This is a genomic window from Eggerthella guodeyinii, from assembly GCF_009834925.2.
In the GTDB taxonomy this organism is placed as follows: Bacteria; Actinomycetota; Coriobacteriia; order Coriobacteriales; family Eggerthellaceae; genus Eggerthella; species Eggerthella guodeyinii.
On record NZ_CP063310.1, the window covers coordinates 2,568,538 to 2,585,842 of the forward strand.

Here is a 17,305-nt window from a genome sequence, read left to right on the forward strand (position 1 = left end):
TGTTGGGACACGCTCGAACGCACGCCTCGCACGAAATACACAAGAAATTGTCAATAGATGGGTACGCGAAGCCCTCTTTGTCAGGAACCATTTCGATACAAGATCGGGGGCAAGCCCGCATGCATGCCTCGCAGCCCGTGCAGCGAGAGTCGAAACTATCGCAAATTGATTCGATCACGACAGCATTCCCTCGCATATGCCGAGCTGCAAATCAAGGTACGCCGAGCCCTCCGAACGCAGAACCTTCACGTTCTCCTCAACCGCTTCATAGCTGAACGGACGGTCAAGGATATCCCCAACACCAAGTCCATCCGTCACAAGACGGCTTTCGAGTCCCAATTGCCTCACAAGGCTACCCAGCTTTACCGTATTCGTAGGACGTGTGAAAAGAGCAAGTGGGGCATGGGTGATGACCGAGCTGATGGTTCCATGGAACGTGTCCGTGATCACCGCCGATGCCGACGAAAACCAGGCAAGCATATCCATCGGATTGCAAACCACGTTTTTGTCGCACCAAGCATGGTACCCCTCGATGGACACCAGCTCTAAACCACGAGCGCGCGCATACGATTTGACCGACTCGACAACCTGCGGTTCGTTCATGTTCGTCGTGTAAGCGTACACAAGAGCATACGGCTTCCTTGGCTTGCCGCGTGAGAATTCCGCACGCTCTCGTTCGAAGTCGTACAGCAGTGCAGGATCGCAGACGATGCAGGGGCGAATGCCGCAAAGCTGCTCGACGACATCAGCGCTGCCCTCGTCTCGCACCGAAAGCCCTTGCAGGGAGGCAAGCCCTGCCGCAATAAGCGATCTAACGCGAAACCTCTCGATCCTCCCCATGTCGGTTTGCCCGAACGAAGGCGCATAGGAAAAAACGCTTCGGGCATCGACCCCGTGTCCGTACATCATGCTATTGACGCCGTATTGCAAGCTGAACACCTCGTCAGCGCCAATGACGGCGGCATCCATGTCCGCCTGCGCGTAAGGCGCGTAAGAAAAAGTGCGTCGCCCGAAAGATATGAGCTCTCTATGCTTTCTCAGCTGGAAATAGCTGTTCGCCGGTCCGGCATCGACAAGATATTTACGAAGATAGTACGAGACATTGGATAAACCAACCTGAAACTTCTTCGCCTCATCTCCTTCGGCGAAATCGAAATTTTTACAATAGGTCAGCACGAACGGCTCATGCCCTCGCTCTTGCAAGACGCGGCTCATCGCGTAAAGCTGCAAATAAGCTCCGTGGCTCGATACATCGTAATGGGTCAGTATGCCGATTTTCATAGGATCTCTTTTCTCATGCGCCGCAAAGGAAGTCGGATCGACGACTTAAGCTAAACGGATCTTCGGATAATGCGCCCTCAATGCTTTCCGATGCGATCTTCGCTTTTCGTCGAGCGAGGTTCCGCGTTTCGGCAATTCGACCGCCATGCTTTGCGAGCTGGCGGGCAGAAGAGCGAGAACGACGATCGATATCTGAAGATAGGTGCAATCGAAGTTGATCGAGAAGACAGCGAAAGCTGCGATCAGAAAACTAATCACCGGGCTTTCGGTCTCCCGCATGGCAAAGACGAATATCGCGACCAGCACGATAAAAGCTAGAGCGCCGAACTCGGAAAGCGTCTCCCAATACGAACTGTGGGGATGAACGTACCACCCGTTCTGCATCATCGAGTTGTACGTTCTGAACGACGTAAGGCCGTTACCGATTAGCGGCGATTCCAAAAACAGATGGTAAGCGTTCGTCCACAGCGTATAACGCGTGCTCATCGTCTGGAGCGAACCAACTTTCAGGATCGGCAGCAGAAGGGAAACAGCTGCAACGGCAATCGGCAAAGAACAGAGAGCCGCCTTGCGCAATCGCGGCTGAGAATATGCAAGCGCAACGAATATCCCCGCCAGAGCGGATCCGAATGCGACCGTCCTCGACCAAGACAGGGAAATCCCGATGACGGAGACGACGAGAGCCATTTTCGACAGCAGCGGCTTCTTTCTTCTGATACAGACGGCCATCGCCCCGCAAAGCACGTTGAAGAAGCAGGCGTAGTTCGGATCCTCCGCAAAACCCGACACTCTGAAATGCTGCCCGAAAAGATTAAGGTGCTCGCCAGCACCGCGATCGACCGCCATCGTTCTCACATCCTCCGACTGGAGGAAAAGGCCGAGATCGAAACCGAGATAGACCGCAATCTGACTCGCTCCGAGAATGCAGCCCGAAACGCAGATTGCGCTTGCGATCGAGTCGAAAGAGACAATTTTCCTGTTGGAGACGATGAGCACGAGCATGAGGAGGTTCATTCCGTGCAAGACCGCAACGTTGCCCGCTATTCCAGCATCTATGGGAAGCTCCGTCGTAGTCAGGCTCAGCGAGCTTATCAGGATCAAAGCATAGTAGACGAAAAACAGTTTGTCGACAGTCCCCGCCCGAGTATTACGCCACCCAGCCGCATCGCAGAGGGTGAAGAAAAGGGCTGGAATCATGATTGCGATAAGAAAATAACGCATATCCAGGCCGAACAAAGACGCTTCTCTATTGATTGACGAGAATGCAAACAGGTACAAAGATGCCAAAAACAGTATGTGGCTCAAAGGCTTCTTGCTAATCACAAGTCAGAACACTTTCAATGGAAGACAGGGCGTTACCGAAATCAAAGAATTCTCGAACATGCGCAGAACTATCGCAGGAGCGCTTCCGAAAAGCGCTCATCTCGACGCACAGAGCATCAGCTATCTCCTCGTCGCTCTCTCCGATAATCCTGCCGTCCCCGATCGCAAACAATTCTTCCGTACCCGAGCAAGGGGTGGATACCACCGGAACACCCAAGATAAGCGCCTCGCTCACCGTCGTGCTCATGCCTTCGGCCCGCGACGTGCATACAAATGCATGAGAACGAGCGATAAAAGGATAAGGATTCTCTCGATATCCGATAAAATGGATCAGATCCGTCACGTCCAAGCTGGACGCAAGGGACTGCAAGCTCCCGCTGTCGGGACCTTCTCCCATGACCACAACGGCAAAATCGTCTTTTCCCCGCTGCCGGCAGAGGGCGACAGCGCGCACAAGACGGTCAAAAGCCTTCTGCTCGCAAAGGCGCCCAACCGAACAGAACACGAACGACTTGTCAAAAAGGCATTCGCATTCCGCAGGAATCGCCTCATGCGCCTTTTCCAGCACATCGCGCATGTCGATAGGATTACGGGCGACCAGCAGCTTGTCTGCAAGAGCAGGAAACATGCGCCTCATCGAACCCTCTACGCCATTCGATACGCATACAATCTTTTCGAAGCGTTCATATGAAGAACGCTCTTCTCGCAACGACTTAAACGCTGTATGCGACTTCCCCTCTTTTTCGATATCCACGTGAACCCAAGCGATCCTTTTAGCATGCCTATCCGAAGAGGCCGCAACAAACTTCGTGCAAATCCCTTCAAGAAACGCAACTTCAATGTCGTACTTTTCACGCACGGCGAATCGATGAAGGGCCGAGGCGGGTGCATGCCTCCAGAACAACATGTACAGCTTTTTCACAATCGTCTTGAAGGACGACTTTCCCGCAAGCAAGCTGCCGGAAACGCTGCCGTTGCGCTCACGAGCTCCCTTCCCTCCAGGCAGAGAAAACAGCGAAAGGTATCGCACATGCTCCGCAAGACTCCTTCGATGTAGACCGCTATCGACAATCGTCATGACGGAGACATCGAAGCTATCACGAGGCAGGTTGTTGGCTATGTTCACAAGAATGCGTTCAGCCCCGCCACCTCCAAGCGAGTGGACGACAAATAGAATCTTTTTCATAGCACGTCTTTCATGAAGCCTCAAGGGAAGCGTTTTCGGCGACGGGAAGCGAAAGGCTGGCGTTAGAACCACCCGACGCGCTGCAGGAGCGCTTCATCACCGCACCTTCAACCGACCTCGTCTTTACAATTCGCATCGCGCAAGCCGTTGCCATTGCTACTTTCCAGTTCTATTGAGCACGGCTTTGAAGGTCATTAAGAAGATACGGGCATCGAACAGGAGCGAGGCATGCTCTACGTAATGCAATTCGAGTTTCTGACGATCTCCGCTTTCGTAGGTCGCTTCATTTCGATCCCTAACCTGCCACCAACCCGTCACGCCGGGCCGCACGGAAAGCAACAGCTTTTCATCCGAGCCGAACCAGATAACCTCATCCTCGACAATGGCGCGTGGGCCCACTACGCTCATTTGGCCAGCAAGGACGTTGAGAAAATTAGCGAACTCATCGACGCTCGTCGCCCGAAGGATCTTCCCAAGGGAGGTAATCCTAGGATCGTCGGCGACTTTGTGCTCGCGAGCCCATTCTTCAAGCTGCCCAGGATTCAAATACTTTTCGACGTTGTCGGAATCGGCCACCATAGTGCGGAACTTGAAGATCCGAAACGGCTTGCCGTTTTTTCCTACACGTTCTTGCGTGTAGATAGGACTGCCCTTCGTTTCCATGGCGATAGCCAGACTGAGAACAAGTCCGGGCACCAAGCCCGCGACGATCACGCACAGGCTGAACGCGATGTCGAAGGCGCGCTTGACGAAGCGATAGCCCAAGCGGCACTTGGCGTGCGCGGGAGCGGGCGCCAAGCCTTCGGCTTCGGCGGCCGGCTCCGGGGCCAGGTACGCCACGTCGGTCGCCGCGCACGCCCCGTCGCCGACCGTCGCCGCTAGCGCGCCGTCTTCGAGCAAGTCTTCGGTTGTCGTGCAGGATTCAACCACCAGTACGCGACCCATGCGGTCAGCACCCCCCCCCCCGTCGGGCGATTCGGCTTCATGCGGATTTCCTGACGATTTCCAGGCCGACGCTGGCGGGGACGGTGCGCCCGAACAGGCTGACGTCGAGGTAGGCACGGCGCTTGTGCCGGTCGATCTTGCGGATGTCGCCCTCGAAGCCCATGAGCGGGCCCCTCGTGACGGTGATCTTGTCGCCGGTGATCACGCCCTCGCTCATGCGCACGGTATGGCTGCCGTCCATGAACGACAGGAACCAGTCGCGCTCCTTGCCCGTGAGCGGGAAAAACGAGTTCTCCTCGTTGCCCAGCAGACGGATGGGCAGGGGCACCTTCGACAGCTCCCGATGGAGCGCCTCGGGATCGTCGGCCACGAAGAACAAGTACCCCGGGAACAACAGCCGCTTCACCAGGCGCCATTCGCCGCGGATCTTCCACATGACCTCGTATTCGGGCATAAAGCAGTCCTCCATGACGGAAGGGGGTACCAAGCGGCGGCACATCTCGAGCGTCGAGGACTCACGACCCGCTTGCACTTGCGCCACATACCACATGCCTGCTCCTTCCTCTCGCCTCTCGCGCACGCCGATCCGTTCCGTCAAAAGAAAAGAGGACGAATAGCTGCGCCGTGCCGTCGCCTTCCGGCGACAGCCGCTCGTATCGAGCCAACGCATCTATTCATCCTCTTGTCGATCGACGGAACGCGCTTCGCGACGATTTCGTCTTCTCAAGATATGTACCGAGCCCGACGGCTCACGGGTATGTTGCATACATACAACATACCCGCCGAAAGAAAAAGGCGACGAGCGCCTTTCCCTCCCTCAACGATTGTGCAATGTTGTATATAGTCCGTTGTTATATACACAACACACACGATACGCTGCGACGATGCGAAACACACTTCAAACAAAAGTCGGTCTGCGTATCAAGGACCTGCGCGCCATCAACGATGTCAGCCAGGAGCGGTTTGCCAACAAAATCGGCATGGACCGCACCTACCTCGCATCCATCGAGGTCGGGCAGCGCAACGTCACCTTGCAGAACCTTGCGAAAATCGCGAACGGATTCGACATGACGCTGTCCGAGTTCTTCGAGGGAATCCCCCGCATCGACCCGAGCGCCTGACCCTTCCATCCAACGGTTTGCCCGTCGCGCATTCGATTATACCTATATGTTGTATAAAAGCAACAATGCCGTAACGAAAGCCACGAAAAATGGAACGAGCGGAAGCTCTCGGGAAGCCTTCCGGCAACCCAAGAGGCGTCGCTCGTTACAAGATCGCGTTTACGAGAAAAGCGGGTGATCGGTGCCCAGGCCTTGAAGATCGAGGGAGACTTCGGGGAGTATGGCCTTGATCTCGAGGGTACCGCCCAGGCTGGTGATGTAGCGGCGCAACGTATCCACCTGCATGACGTCGATGCTGCCGTTCTCCAAGTCGGAGATGCGCTTCTGGCTGACGCCCATCTTGGCCGCGACCTCCTTCTGCGTCATACGGCACGCCTTGCGCGCCTGTTGCAGCTCGTATCCCTTGATCTTAGCCTCGGTAAGAAGACGCCCCTCCTCGATCATTTCGGGAGTGATATCCGAACGTGTCGCAAGGTATTCTTCGATGGTAAGGATTTCCTTCACTTTGAATCCTCCAACCCTTTCAAGTAGTGCCGAAAGATCCTATCGGCTCTCGGGATTGCTCTCGCATACCAACGGCCCCATCGTTCACGCGTTCCGCCGACCGATTTATCGCCCGCCAGAAGCATCACCGCTTTCCTCGACGGATCGAATGCGAACAGGATCCTGATCTCGCTTCTGCCGGGAGAGGGCGGTCTGAGCTCTTTCATGTTCTTGAACGCTGATCGCTCGACAGTATCCACAAGCGGCCTTCCAAGACGAGGGCCCACGTCGCGAAGCTCGTTGAGCGCCGCCGTTATGCGGATAATCGTCTCGCAATCCTGCTCATCGAGCCATGGACGTATCAAGCTCAGATCAACTTCCCAAGTCCCCATAATATACCTCACACGTTATTTCTTGTCGAGCGATTCTCCTCCTTCAATGGTAACAACGCCGTCTTACGCGGCGATGGCGGGGATCTAGCGGGAATTCGCCTCGATCTCGCGCGGATCCAACGCGGATCCAACGTAGATCGCACGCGCCTTGCCAACGAATCAAACGTAGATTGCACGCACGTTGCCAGCCGACCCAGCGCGGATCGCACGCGCGTTGCCAGCCAATCCGACGCGGATTCCCGACGCGGATTCGCCCGCATCCGTCAACGTCGACGGATGCGGGCGAGGATCACGGCGACGAGCATGATAACCGCGATCATGGCGATGCCGACCGGAAGCCTGCCCCCCGTCGCTGCCAAGGCGGAGCCTTCCGAAGGAGCAGGCGTCTGCTCGCCGGCAACCTCGGGCAGCGGCTTCGCCATGCTCTCCGCATCGGTCGAAACGTCAGACCCTCCGGGCTCAGGCTCGCTCGGCGCATCAGGGTCGCCAGGCTCAGGCTCGCTCGGCACGACCGGCTCGTTAGGTTCGCCGGGGCCGTCAGGGTCGGGCTCATCGGGCACGACCGGTTCGTCGGGCTCGTTCGGCTCGGGCTCCTCCTCCCGCCCGTTCGCGAATGCCTTGATGAGGGCGTTGCCGTACTCGACGCGTACGCTCGAATCGTACCGACAGCCCACCGTGTCCAAATCCACGACGTCCGTCCAACCCGCGCCCTCCTCGTAGAGGAAGCTCTCGCCTTCATGCACCACCACCGTCGTGTCCATGCGCGACAGCTCGCTCCACCGCCGAGAACTCGTCTCGTCTGCTGGCCCGTTCTCGAAATAGGACTGGTAGAGCATCGAGCCGTCTTCAGCCAAGGACGTGATCGTCTCCACTACGGAGAATCGCTGCCCCACGGACACCTCCACCGGCACGTCGAGTTCCATCGTATGGTACCCGCTGAACGCGAACGTCTCGAACGCGCTCGCCACCAGCTCGCCGTCGGCAGGATCGGAGGCATCCTCGCCGAGCAGGTACACCTGGGCGCTCACGCTCATTCCCGGCCGCATCGCGACCGAGGACACGGCCCCCACCTCTCCCTCTTCCTGCGCAACGAACACGTTGGCAGTCGACCTCCCCGCGCGCGTGTGCTCCTCCTCGACCAGCATGGCCGACATCCCCAAGAAATCGTGCTGGTAGCTCGTCTCGTAGTCGAACCCGTCCGCTGCGCCGTCTCCCTGGAAGCTCATGAATTCGCCGGCCGACTCATCGTAATAGGAAAGGTGGAAGTACCCGGTTCCCTTCCCGTTCCCATCCGGAATCCCCCACGATCCCGTCCCCCAGCTGTTCTTGACGATCCACGCCCCGTCGCCCGCAGGCTGATGCCCCTCCGCGAAGTTGCTCTTCGAATACGAATCATCCCACCCGACCACGGTGATCACGTGGTTCGGCTTTACGAACGGAGCGTCAAGCTCGTCGACGTTGGTCACGCACGACGACCACGTATCCCGGTTGAAGTACTCCGAGGAGCCCGGCTCAGCACCCGGCGAACTCTGCTCGGCGTAATACGAGGCCGAAACCGCGCCGTTTTCGAGTATCGAGCGCTTGACAGCCTCGATAGCGGGCCAACTGCACACGTAGGAATCTCCCTCCTCGGTCACGGGCGTCGGCAGGAAGTCGACGTCGGTCAGATGATCGACCGAGTCGAAGCGCAGGCTCTCGTCCACGCGCCAGCTCTCGTTGCCGGGCTCCACTGTTCCCAAGTCGTCGGAATACGGCACCGCCGCGCCGTCCTCGGCCCCCTCCCAGGATGCAAGTGCCGTCAGGGCAAGGTACGAGGTCCCCGCAGCCATATGGTACACCGGCCCCCATATCGGACTCGCCGATCCCACGTCTGCAGGCACCACGCCCTCCCCCGCCTGTTCGCCCGCAAGCAGCGGTTCGTAGGCGAACCAGGCCAAATGCCGCTCGGAATAACCGGCCCACCCTTCCAACGGCGCCTCGCCCGAAACGAGCGCGTTCGACTCGAGCGATCCCAGGGCACCGAACGCCCAGCATGCGTTGAAGGGCGTCTGATCCTTCACCCCGGTCGCCATACCCTCGGCGCGCAGGTCGAACGATGCGGGCAGATCGCTTTCGGCAAGCACCGTCGGCATGTCGGCATCGTAGGTGTAGGCAAGCCAGTCGGGCGCAAGCGGCAGGAGCCCCCCTCCCCGCGCCCCTCCGCCCCCTCCTTGCGATTCGGCGAGGACGGGGTCCGCCCCGGCAGCGGGCGCGCAGCCCGCCGCCAGAGCGAACGCGAGAACCAGGCCGACGGCGAATCGAACGATGAAGCGCGCGCTGATTCTCATCGGTATCCCACCCCTTCGCCTAATAGCCCAGGGCAACAAGGTCATTCGGCACGGCCACCTTCGTGTAGTCGGCCTTAGAATTTCCCGACGGACTTTCGAACGTGACGGTCATATCGCTCCCGACGACCAACTTCAGGCCGATATCGGCGGGATGCAGCGGATCGTAGGCATCTTCTTCTTTGAGGACGTGCTCTTTGAGTTGCGATTTGTCCACTTTGCGCGCGATCCCTCCGAACAGCAGCTTCGCCAAGGATCCTCCCATCTTGCTCATGCTTTTGGCTGTATCGGATGGATCGATCGCGTCGGAAACGTCAACGGTCGCGCCAATCGCATCTCCTCCTTGCATGATGAAATAATTGCTCACCAGGTTGAACATAGAAGGAGTGGTGGCGCAAACGAACCGCTGCCCCGCCTCCTCCGTCTCCCAGCTTACCAACCACCAATCGTTGTCGGTCATGTTGCCGAACCCGGTGGCGTACGACACGTTCTTCGTGTCGCTGAGCATGCCTTCGCCGGACTCGATCGCCCTCGACCAGGTAAGCACCTCAGGTTGCTCGTCGCCGAACACGTGGATCACGCGCGCGTCCAGCAACGGCACGCCGGAGCGGTTGGCGATCGCCACGCGGGTCATATGCGGCGCACTCATGCGATCGCCCCTTTCTTGGCGGATGCCAGAACATCCTCGGGCGTGAGGGCCTTGACCTCCTTCTGGATGCGCTCCTTGACCGAGGTATCCACGGTGGGCGCCGCGCCGCGCAGCAGGTCGGATGCGCTTGCGGAGACCGCACCCTCGTCGAGCAGCTTCCAGCACATCTGAAGGTTCTGGATAAAGGGCATCACCTGATCGAGGGACGGACCCTCGTCCGAGTCGCCCCACAGCATGTCCACGACGGCGTGCATGAGGAAGTCGACCCCCACTTTCTTGTGGTCGACGATGGACTTCGCCATGGTGTAGACGAACACGTTCTCCACGTTGTTCGCGAGGACGCCCTTCGACGAGAACGTGTACTTGTAGGCCATCACGTCCACGCGCACGATGGAGTAGTTCTCGGGGAACACGAAGAACATCTTCTCCTCGGTCTCGCCGATGGAGGTGTTGCCGATCAGGCCGGACAGCCCCTGCTTGACGAGCTTCTGGAAACCCGCCTTGACGCCTTTGCCGCCCTTGAAGAACTCGTCGACCGCCCCCGTGATGGCATCGTCGCATTGCTGCGAGATGTTGACGTGCTGCGAGTTGTGGTACTCGAACGCCTTGTCGCCCACGATCTCGAGCGCGCCCGCCGTCTCCTTGTTGCTCAGCATGAGCTTGAGCCGGTTCTCGAAGGTCTCCGACTTCGCGCTAGCCATCTTCTGAAGGAAGCTGAACTGCTCCTTCATGCGGATCTCCTCCTCGGACTTGCCCGTGAGGTCGTCGATCATCTTGCCGATTTTCGCCATGGTGGTTTCTCCTGTCCCGAAGCACCGTTCGCATTGTGCAGGGCGGCTCCGCATTGTCCCTTGCTTTGATCATAGGGAATCAGGGGGCATGAGTCAAGGAGAATTATCGGGCTAGGTGCGCTACCGAGGCGGCACTATGCCCTCGTCGAGCAGCTTCCAGCACGTCTGAAGGTTCTGGATGAAGGGCATCACCTGATCGGGGGACGGACCCTCGTCCGAGTTGCCCCGCAGCATATCCACGACGGCGTGCATGAGGGAGTCGAGGCTCACCTTCTTGCAGTCTACGATGGACTTCGCCATGGTGTAGACGAACACGTTCTCCACGTTGTTCGCGAGGACGTCCTCGGACGAGAACGCGTACTTGTAGGCCGTCACGTCCACGCGCACGATGGCGTAGTTCTCAGGGAACACGAAGGACTTCGTCTCCTCGGTCTCGCCGATGGACGTATCATTGATCGGACCGGAAAGGCCTTGCTTGACGATGGCTCGGAAGCACGCCTTGACCTCCTCGCTGCCCTTGAAGAACTCGGCGATCTCCTTGGGAACGGCGTCGTCGCATTGCCGCGAGATGTTCACATGCTGCTCGCTATGGTACTCGTACGCCCCGCCGCCCATGATCGCAACGTCCCCTACCGCTTTCTCATCGCTCAACATGGTCGCAATCCGGCCCTCGAGCTCCTTCGACTTCGCACATGCCATCTTCTGAAGGAATACGAGCTGCTGCCTCGCGCGTACGTCCTCCTCGGTCCTGCCCTTGATATCGTCGATCATCTCGCTGATCTTCGTCATGGGACATCCTCTCTCGCAGAATCGTCCATACTATGCAGGGTGCAGCGCATCGTCCTTTGGTTCAATCGTCCTGCACGTCCGCAGGACGCTTGAGAACGCAAACTAATCAAAAAACGCGACCTGAGCTACCCGCGCAGCAGGTCGGATGCACTTGCGGAGATCGCGTTCTCGTCAAGCAGCTTCCAGTACATCTGCAGCTCCTTAACGAACGGCATCACTTGCTCGATGTTGAGGTTCTCGCCCGTGTCGTCGTTCAGTATATCCACGACGGCGTGCAAGAGGGAGTCGAGGCTCACCTTCTTGCAGTCTACGATGGACTTCGCCATGGTGTAGACGAACACGTTCTCCACGTTGTTCGCGAGGACGTCCTCGGACGAGAACGCGTACTTGTAGGCCGTCACGTCCACGCGCACGATGGCGTAGTTCTCAGGGAACACGAAGGACTTCGTCTCCTCGGTCTCGCCGATGGACGTATCATTGATCGGACCGGAAAGGCCCTTTTTGACGAGCTTCTGGAAGCCCGCCTTGACCTCCTCGCTGCCCTTGAAGAACTCGGCGATCTCCTTGGGAACGGCATCGTCGCATTGCTGCGAGATGTTCACATGCTGTCCGCTATGGTACTCGTACGCTCTGCCGCCCACGATCTCGGGCGCGCCCGCCGTCTCCTCTTTGCTCAGCTTGAGCTTGAGTCGGTTCTCGAAGGTCTCCGACTTCGCGCTGGCCATCTTCTGAAGGAAGCAATACTGCTCTCTCGTGCGGATCTCCTCCTCGGTCTTGCCCTTGAGTTCGTCGATCAACTTGCTGATTTTCGCCATGGGACATCCTCTCTCGCGTCAAATCGCACCTACGGGATCATCGTATCACCCGTACCCTGCGCAGCGCGCCCGCACGAGGAGAGAATCCGCAGGAAGGCGCCGTTCCCTAGCGCACGGCCAGCCTGCGGCCGAGGGGCTTGGCGCGGTACATGGCCTCGTCAGCCCGGTCGAGCAGCGTGCGGGCGGTGTCGTCGGGACGCACGAAGCATGCGCCGCAGCTGGCCGTGAGCGAGAAGGAGCCCGCCTCGGTCTCGAACACGTGCTGCTCGATGACGTCGACCTCGGCGAACAGGCGCTCGAGGTCCGCATCGACAAGCCCTTGCGGCGCGCACAGCACGAACTCGTCGCCGCCGAAGCGGCCGACCCACGCGTCGAACTCGCGCGCGAGGTTGCGCAGGCGGTTGGCGAAGTACTGCAGCGTGTCGTCGCCGGCCACGTGGCCGTACGTGTCGTTGATCAGCTTGAAGTCGTCGATGTCGAGCACCACGACCGCGGCGGCCTCGACGGCAGGATCGTCCTTCGCGGCCTGGATGAGCCCTTCGAGCTCGTTGTTGATGTAGGTCTTGTTGAACAGCTTCGTGAACCCGTCGCGCACGGCGAGATCGTTGAACTTCGTCACCATGTGCGTGATCTCGATGTTGTCGTGCACCTCGATATCGGCCACGAGCAGGCTGTCGGTCACGTCCTTGATCAGCTCGAGGGCGAAAACGCGTCCTTCCACCTCGGACGGCAGGCTCGTGACGAGCAGCACGCGCCCGTCGAGGTACTCGATCTTGAACATGGGCGCCTGCAGCGCCAAGCAGGAGCGCGACGTGCAGTTGAGGCACGGCGCGCCCTGCTTCCAGACGCGATAGCAGAGCTCGTCGGACGCGCGAAGCTCCGCCGTATCGCAACCGTACGCGAACACCCGGTGGTCGCTCGGATCGACCAGGCGGTAGAAGTCGTACTTCAGCTGGTCGAATGCGGCATTCGCAACAGCGGGATGGATGCTCGCGTACGGGAACATGGCTACCCCAATTCCGCTAACTGCGCCTCCACGCGAGCCAGCTTATCGGCCATTTCGGCATGCTTGGCACGATCCTTCTCCACGATCTCGGGCGCGGCCTTCGCCAAGAAGCCCGGATTCCCCAGCTTCTTCTCCAGCTTGCCGGCGTCGGCGGCCAGCTTCGCACGCTCCTTCTCCAAGCGCGCGCGCTCGGCGTCGAAGTCCACGAGGCCCGACAGCACGATGTACACCTCGAGGCCCGGCGCCAGCGACACGCTGGACTCGGCCGGCTTCTCGGCGTCGGCGGCGATCGCGAGCGACGCCGTGGCGCCCATGCCCTCGATCAGCCCGCGCTGCGCCTCGAGCAGCGCCGCGTCGGCCTCCCCCGCCTTCACGACCACGTTGAGCTCGGTCTTCGGCGAGATGCCGTAGCGGGCGCGCGTCGAGCGGATGGCCGACACCGTCTCGCACACCATGTCGATGGCGCGCTCGGCGTCCGCGTCGGCGTAGCGCGCCAGCGCCTCGGCGTCGGGCCACGCAGCCACGATGAGGTACGGCGCGTCCGCGCGATCGATGGGCAGCTGCTGGTAGATCTCCTCCGTCACGAAGGGCATGATGGGATGCAGCAGGCGCAGCGCCTGGTCGAGCACGAACACGAGGTTGCGCTGGCAGGACCGGCGATCCTCCGGCGAGCCGTTCAGGCGGGCTTTCGAGAACTCGATGTACCAGTCGCAGAACTCGTTCCACACGAACGAGTACAGCTCGCGCGTGATCTCGCCGAACTCGAAGTTCGCGAACGCCTCGTCCACGCGGGCGACGAGCCCCGCCAAGCGCGAGAAGATCCAGCGGTCGGCGGGCGTCACGGGCTCGGGCGCGCCCGGCTCGTAGTCGTCGAGGTTCATCGTCACGAAGCGCGCGGCGTTGCGGATCTTGTTCGCGAAGTTGCGCGAGCTTTCCAGCTTCGCCTCGTTGAACTTGAGGTCCTGCGCGCCCGTCACCTGCATGAGCAGGCCGAAGCGCATGCCGTCGGCGCCGTAGTCCTCCATGAGGCGCAGCGGGTCCACGCCGTTGCCGCGGCTCTTGGACATGGGCTTGCCGTCGGCGGCCATCACCGTCGGGTGGATGATGACGTGCTCGAACGGGATGCGATCGGTGCAGTACATGGACGCCATCACCATGCGCGCCACCCACAGGCCCATGATGTCGCGCGCCGTGGACAGCACCTGCGTGGGATACGCCTGCTTCATCTGCGGCGCGTCCATGCCCTCCTCGGTCCATCCCATCGTGGCGAACGGCCACAGCTGCGACGAGAACCACGTGTCGAGCACGTCCTCGTCCTGGCGTGCGGGCTTGCCGCACACGGGGCACACCTCGACGTCCTCCACCGACGCGTCTTCCCAGCCGCACTCGTCGCAGTAGAACATGGGGATGCGGTGGCCCCACCACAGCTGGCGCGAGATGCACCAGTCCTTGAGGTTGTCCAGCCAGTCGAGGTACACCTGCTTCCAGCGCTCGGGGTGGAACTGGATGGAGCCGTCCTCCACCACGCGCGCCGCGTCCTGCTTGAGGCCGTCCACGGCCACGAACCACTGCTCGGACTCCCAGGGCTCGAGCTTCGTGTGGCAGCGGTAGCACGTCATGACGGAGTGGTCGTGGTCCTCCACCTTCTCCAGCAAGCCCAGCTCGTCGAACGCGGCCACGACGGCTTCGCGGGCCTCGTCGCGGTCCATGCCGCTGAACGCGCCGAAGCCGTCCACCACGTGCGCGGTCTCGTCGAAGATGTTGATGCGCTCGAGGCCGTTGCGCTCGCCCATCGCCCAGTCGTTCGGGTCGTGCGCGGGCGTGGTCTTCACGCAGCCGGTGCCGAACTCCCTGTCCACGTGCCAGTCGGCGAAGATGGGGATCTCGCGGTCGACGAGCGGCAGCTTCACCGTCTTGCCCACGAGGTGCTTGAAGCGCTCGTCCTTCGGGTTCACCGCCACGCCCGTGTCGCCGAGCATCGTCTCGGGGCGCGTCGTGGCCACCACGAGGTACTCCAGGCCGTCCTCGGGCTCGGTCAGCGGGTAGCGCAGGTACCACAGGTGCCCCGCCTCGTCCACGTACTCGGCCTCGTCGTCGGAGATGGACGTCGTGCAGTGGGGGCACCAGTTCACGATGCGCTTGCCCTTGTAGATGAGGTCGTCGTGGTACCAGTCCACGAACAGCTTGCGCACGGCCTTCACGTAGGCCGGCTCCAGCGTGAAGTGCTCGTCGGCGTAGTCGCACGAGCAGCCCATGCCCTTGATCTGGTTCACGATGGTGGTGCCGTACTCCTTATACCAGTCGTAGCACGCCTCGATGAACGCCTCGCGGCCGATTTCCAAACGGCTGATGCCCTGGTCGGCCAGCTTCTTGTCCACCTTGGTCTGCGTGGAGATGCCGGCGTGGTCGGTGCCGAGGATCCAGCGCGTGGGACGGCCCTGCATGCGGGCGCGGCGGATGCACGTGTCCTGGATGGTGTCGTTGAGGGCGTGGCCCATGTGCAGCACGCCCGTGATGTTCGGCGGCGGGATGACGATGGTGTAGGGCTGCCCCGTGCCCGCGCCCAGCTCGGGCGTGCGCTGGAAGTAGCCCGCGTCCATCCACGCGTCGAAAAGCGGGCGCTCGTGCGCGGCGAAGTCGTAGTCGATCTTCTTGCCGCTCTTGTCGTTCGTGTTATCGGCCATGATCTGCTCTTTCGTCCTCAAAGTCTCTCAAACCGAAAAGCGGGCGCGCCGCTCGTCCGCGATCCGCCCGCTCGTTTACCGCATCCTGCGCCCGCGCTACGCGCTTTGCAGGCTCGCCTCGCCGCCCGCCGGAAGGGCCTCGATCTCGTCCGCCGGCTCGATGTCGGGCTTCGTCTCTCCCGTGATGTCCGTCGCGCGGATGGTCACCGACGACGGGCCGTTCTGCTCGGGCAGGTCGTACATCACGTCTTGCAGCACGCGCTCGCAGATGGAGCGCAGGCCGCGGGCGCCCGTGCCGTGCTCGACGGCCTCGTGCGCGATGGCGCGCAGGGCCTCGGGCTCGAACGTGAGCGCGGAGTCCTCGAACTCGAACATCTTCGTGTACTGCTTCACCAGCGCGTTCTTCGGCTCGGTGAGGATGCGCACGAGGTCGTCCTCCGACAGCTCGTTGAGGGACGTCACCACGGGGATGCGGCCCACGAACTCGGGGATCATGCCGTACTTGTTGAGGTCCTCCGGCAGCACCTGGGCCAGAAGCTCGGCCTCGGCGTGCTTCTTGCTCTCGGGCATCTCGGCGTTGAAGCCCAGGCCGCTCTTGCCCACGCGCTCGGCGATGATGTCGGCCAGGCCCACGAACGCGCCGCCCAGGATGAACAGGATGTTCGTGGTGTCGATGTGGATGAGCTCCTGCTGCGGATGCTTGCGGCCGCCCTGCGGCGGCACGCTGGCCTCCGTGCCCTCGACGATCTTCAACAGCGCCTGCTGCACGCCCTCGCCCGACACGTCGCGGGTGATGGACAGGTTCTCGGCCTTGCGGGCCACCTTGTCGATCTCGTCGATGTAGATGATGCCGATCTCGGCGCGCGGGATGTCGAAATCCGCCGCCGTCATGAGTTTGAGCAGGATGTTCTCCACATCCTCGCCCACGTAGCCGGCCTCGGTGAGGGTCGTGGCGTCCGCGATGGCGAACGGCACGCGCAGCGTGCGGGCCAGCGTCTGGGCCAGCAGCGTCTTGCCCGAGCCCGTGGGGCCCAGCAGCATGATGTTGCTCTTCGCCAGCTCCACGTCGCCGTCCTCGGCGTCCGCGCCCAGGCTGATGCGCTTGTAGTGGTTGTACACCGCCACCGACAGCGCGCGCTTCGCCTGTTCCTGGCCCACCACGTGCTCGGAGAGGTCCGCGTACAGCTCGTGGGGCGTGGGCAGGTCGGCCAGCACGTCCTCCGGCGCCGGATCGGCGACCGACGCCATCACGGCGCCGTCGCCCACCCGCGCGTGGCGGCCCTCTTCAGCATGGGAGAAGCCCTCGGCCGACGCGTCCGCGTCGTGGCCGGGAACGCTCAGCCCCAGGTCGCGCATCATCGCGTCGGCGCACACGGAGATGCACTCGTCGCAGATGTAGATGCCGTTCGGCCCCGAGATCATCGCCGCCACCTGATGCGGCTGCTTGCCGCAGAAGGCGCAGGCGATGTCGGAGTTCCGGCCTTCGAATTCGTCGTCGCGTCTGTCGTTCATGTAT

16 protein-coding genes and 1 pseudogene are annotated in these 17,305 nt (G+C 60.9%); 1 reads left to right on the forward strand and 16 read right to left on the reverse strand.

Translation table 11 applies throughout. The features are described from left to right. Nucleotide 1: 1 nt before the first annotated feature. From GS424_RS18150 to loaP, 6 genes and pseudogenes are all read right to left on the reverse strand, one after another. Nucleotides 2-196 (reverse strand): annotated as a pseudogene (locus tag GS424_RS18150) (4Fe-4S dicluster domain-containing protein); the annotation flags it as partial. Next, the gene (locus tag GS424_RS10855) at nucleotides 175-1,281 is read right to left on the reverse strand and encodes a polysaccharide pyruvyl transferase family protein (protein ID WP_160942200.1); all 1,107 of its coding nucleotides are present in this window, start codon (nucleotides 1,279-1,281) and stop codon (nucleotides 175-177) included. The pseudogene GS424_RS18150 and the gene GS424_RS10855, both read right to left, overlap by 22 nt. Nucleotides 1,282-1,326: 45 nt before the next feature. After that, nucleotides 1,327-2,604, reverse strand: coding sequence for an O-antigen ligase family protein (locus tag GS424_RS10860; protein WP_160942199.1), 1,278 nt, complete (start codon nucleotides 2,602-2,604; stop codon nucleotides 1,327-1,329). Further along, the gene (locus GS424_RS10865) at nucleotides 2,597-3,790 is read right to left on the reverse strand and encodes a glycosyltransferase (protein WP_160942198.1); all 1,194 of its coding nucleotides are present in this window, start codon (nucleotides 3,788-3,790) and stop codon (nucleotides 2,597-2,599) included. Before GS424_RS10865 ends, GS424_RS10860 begins: the two co-directional genes overlap by 8 nt. A 156-nt stretch (nucleotides 3,791-3,946) precedes the next feature. Then, complete coding sequence (locus tag GS424_RS10870) at nucleotides 3,947-4,735, reverse strand: sugar transferase (RefSeq protein WP_160942197.1); 789 nt, start codon at nucleotides 4,733-4,735, stop codon at nucleotides 3,947-3,949. A 37-nt stretch (nucleotides 4,736-4,772) separates the two neighbouring features. After that, nucleotides 4,773-5,285 (reverse strand): antiterminator LoaP, encoded by a 513-nt coding sequence (gene loaP, locus GS424_RS10875; protein ID WP_160942196.1) that lies wholly within the window; start codon nucleotides 5,283-5,285, stop codon nucleotides 4,773-4,775. Nucleotides 5,286-5,619: 334 nt separating this feature from the next. Here loaP and GS424_RS10880 point away from each other — a divergent pair, with 334 nt between their 5' ends. Continuing rightward, nucleotides 5,620-5,856 carry a helix-turn-helix domain-containing protein gene (locus GS424_RS10880; RefSeq protein ID WP_154332275.1) on the forward strand — a complete coding sequence of 79 codons (237 nt, stop codon included), beginning with the start codon at nucleotides 5,620-5,622 and terminating at the stop codon, nucleotides 5,854-5,856. A gap of 159 nt (nucleotides 5,857-6,015) precedes the next feature. Here the strand turns inward: GS424_RS10880 and GS424_RS10885 are convergent, their stop codons facing one another. The 10 genes from GS424_RS10885 to clpX all read right to left on the reverse strand — a co-directional run bounded on the left by GS424_RS10885 (nucleotide 6,016) and on the right by clpX (nucleotide 17,301). Further along, nucleotides 6,016-6,360, reverse strand: coding sequence for a helix-turn-helix domain-containing protein (locus GS424_RS10885; protein WP_160942195.1), 345 nt, complete (start codon nucleotides 6,358-6,360; stop codon nucleotides 6,016-6,018). After that, nucleotides 6,357-6,731, reverse strand: a complete 375-nt coding sequence (locus GS424_RS10890; RefSeq protein WP_160942363.1) for a type II toxin-antitoxin system RelE/ParE family toxin — start codon at nucleotides 6,729-6,731, stop codon at nucleotides 6,357-6,359. The genes GS424_RS10885 and GS424_RS10890 overlap by 4 nt, the downstream gene beginning before the upstream one ends. 263 nt (nucleotides 6,732-6,994) lie before the next feature. Beyond that, nucleotides 6,995-9,058, reverse strand: coding sequence for a lectin like domain-containing protein (locus GS424_RS10895; RefSeq protein WP_160942194.1), 2,064 nt, complete (start codon nucleotides 9,056-9,058; stop codon nucleotides 6,995-6,997). Between the two features lie 19 nt (nucleotides 9,059-9,077). Next, nucleotides 9,078-9,704 carry a hypothetical protein gene (locus tag GS424_RS10900; RefSeq protein ID WP_160942193.1) on the reverse strand — a complete coding sequence of 209 codons (627 nt, stop codon included), beginning with the start codon at nucleotides 9,702-9,704 and terminating at the stop codon, nucleotides 9,078-9,080. Continuing rightward, a complete protein-coding gene (locus GS424_RS10905) occupies nucleotides 9,701-10,495 on the reverse strand; it encodes a hypothetical protein (RefSeq protein WP_160942192.1) in 795 nt (264 codons plus the stop codon). The genes GS424_RS10900 and GS424_RS10905 overlap by 4 nt, the downstream gene beginning before the upstream one ends. Nucleotides 10,496-10,615: 120 nt before the next feature. Next, complete coding sequence (locus GS424_RS10910) at nucleotides 10,616-11,284, reverse strand: hypothetical protein (RefSeq protein WP_160942191.1); 669 nt, start codon at nucleotides 11,282-11,284, stop codon at nucleotides 10,616-10,618. A 125-nt stretch (nucleotides 11,285-11,409) separates the two neighbouring features. Continuing rightward, a complete protein-coding gene (locus tag GS424_RS10915; protein ID WP_193666517.1) occupies nucleotides 11,410-12,099 on the reverse strand; it encodes a hypothetical protein in 690 nt (229 codons plus the stop codon). 106 nt (nucleotides 12,100-12,205) lie between these two features. Then, nucleotides 12,206-13,105, reverse strand: a complete 900-nt coding sequence (locus tag GS424_RS10920; RefSeq protein ID WP_160943659.1) for a GGDEF domain-containing protein — start codon at nucleotides 13,103-13,105, stop codon at nucleotides 12,206-12,208. 2 nt (nucleotides 13,106-13,107) lie between these two features. Further along, nucleotides 13,108-15,789 carry a valine--tRNA ligase gene (locus tag GS424_RS10925; RefSeq protein ID WP_160943658.1) on the reverse strand — a complete coding sequence of 894 codons (2,682 nt, stop codon included), beginning with the start codon at nucleotides 15,787-15,789 and terminating at the stop codon, nucleotides 13,108-13,110. Between the two features lie 96 nt (nucleotides 15,790-15,885). After that, nucleotides 15,886-17,301, reverse strand: coding sequence for an ATP-dependent Clp protease ATP-binding subunit ClpX (gene clpX / locus GS424_RS10930; RefSeq protein ID WP_160943657.1), 1,416 nt, complete (start codon nucleotides 17,299-17,301; stop codon nucleotides 15,886-15,888). Between the last annotated feature and the right edge of the window lie 4 nt (nucleotides 17,302-17,305).

Excerpts from the sequence above, each read along its gene's own strand:
- GS424_RS10855 (WP_160942200.1), bottom strand. The coding sequence starts at position 1,281 with ATGAAAATCGGCATACTGACCCATTACGATGTATCGAGCCACGGAGCT.
- GS424_RS10865 (WP_160942198.1), bottom strand. The coding sequence starts at position 3,790 with ATGAAAAAGATTCTATTTGTCGTCCACTCGCTTGGAGGTGGCGGGGCT.
- GS424_RS10870 (WP_160942197.1), bottom strand. The coding sequence starts at position 4,735 with ATGGGTCGCGTACTGGTGGTTGAATCCTGCACGACAACCGAAGACTTG.
- loaP (WP_160942196.1), bottom strand. The coding sequence starts at position 5,285 with ATGTGGTATGTGGCGCAAGTGCAAGCGGGTCGTGAGTCCTCGACGCTC.
- GS424_RS10880 (WP_154332275.1), top strand. The coding sequence starts at position 5,620 with ATGCGAAACACACTTCAAACAAAAGTCGGTCTGCGTATCAAGGACCTG.
- GS424_RS10890 (WP_160942363.1), bottom strand. The coding sequence starts at position 6,731 with ATGGGGACTTGGGAAGTTGATCTGAGCTTGATACGTCCATGGCTCGAT.
- GS424_RS10895 (WP_160942194.1), bottom strand. The coding sequence starts at position 9,058 with ATGAGAATCAGCGCGCGCTTCATCGTTCGATTCGCCGTCGGCCTGGTT.
- GS424_RS10900 (WP_160942193.1), bottom strand. The coding sequence starts at position 9,704 with ATGAGTGCGCCGCATATGACCCGCGTGGCGATCGCCAACCGCTCCGGC.
- GS424_RS10905 (WP_160942192.1), bottom strand. The coding sequence starts at position 10,495 with ATGGCGAAAATCGGCAAGATGATCGACGACCTCACGGGCAAGTCCGAG.
- GS424_RS10910 (WP_160942191.1), bottom strand. The coding sequence starts at position 11,284 with ATGACGAAGATCAGCGAGATGATCGACGATATCAAGGGCAGGACCGAG.
- GS424_RS10915 (WP_193666517.1), bottom strand. The coding sequence starts at position 12,099 with ATGGCGAAAATCAGCAAGTTGATCGACGAACTCAAGGGCAAGACCGAG.
- GS424_RS10920 (WP_160943659.1), bottom strand. The coding sequence starts at position 13,105 with ATGTTCCCGTACGCGAGCATCCATCCCGCTGTTGCGAATGCCGCATTC.
- GS424_RS10925 (WP_160943658.1), bottom strand. The coding sequence starts at position 15,789 with ATGGCCGATAACACGAACGACAAGAGCGGCAAGAAGATCGACTACGAC.
- clpX (WP_160943657.1), bottom strand. The coding sequence starts at position 17,301 with ATGAACGACAGACGCGACGACGAATTCGAAGGCCGGAACTCCGACATC.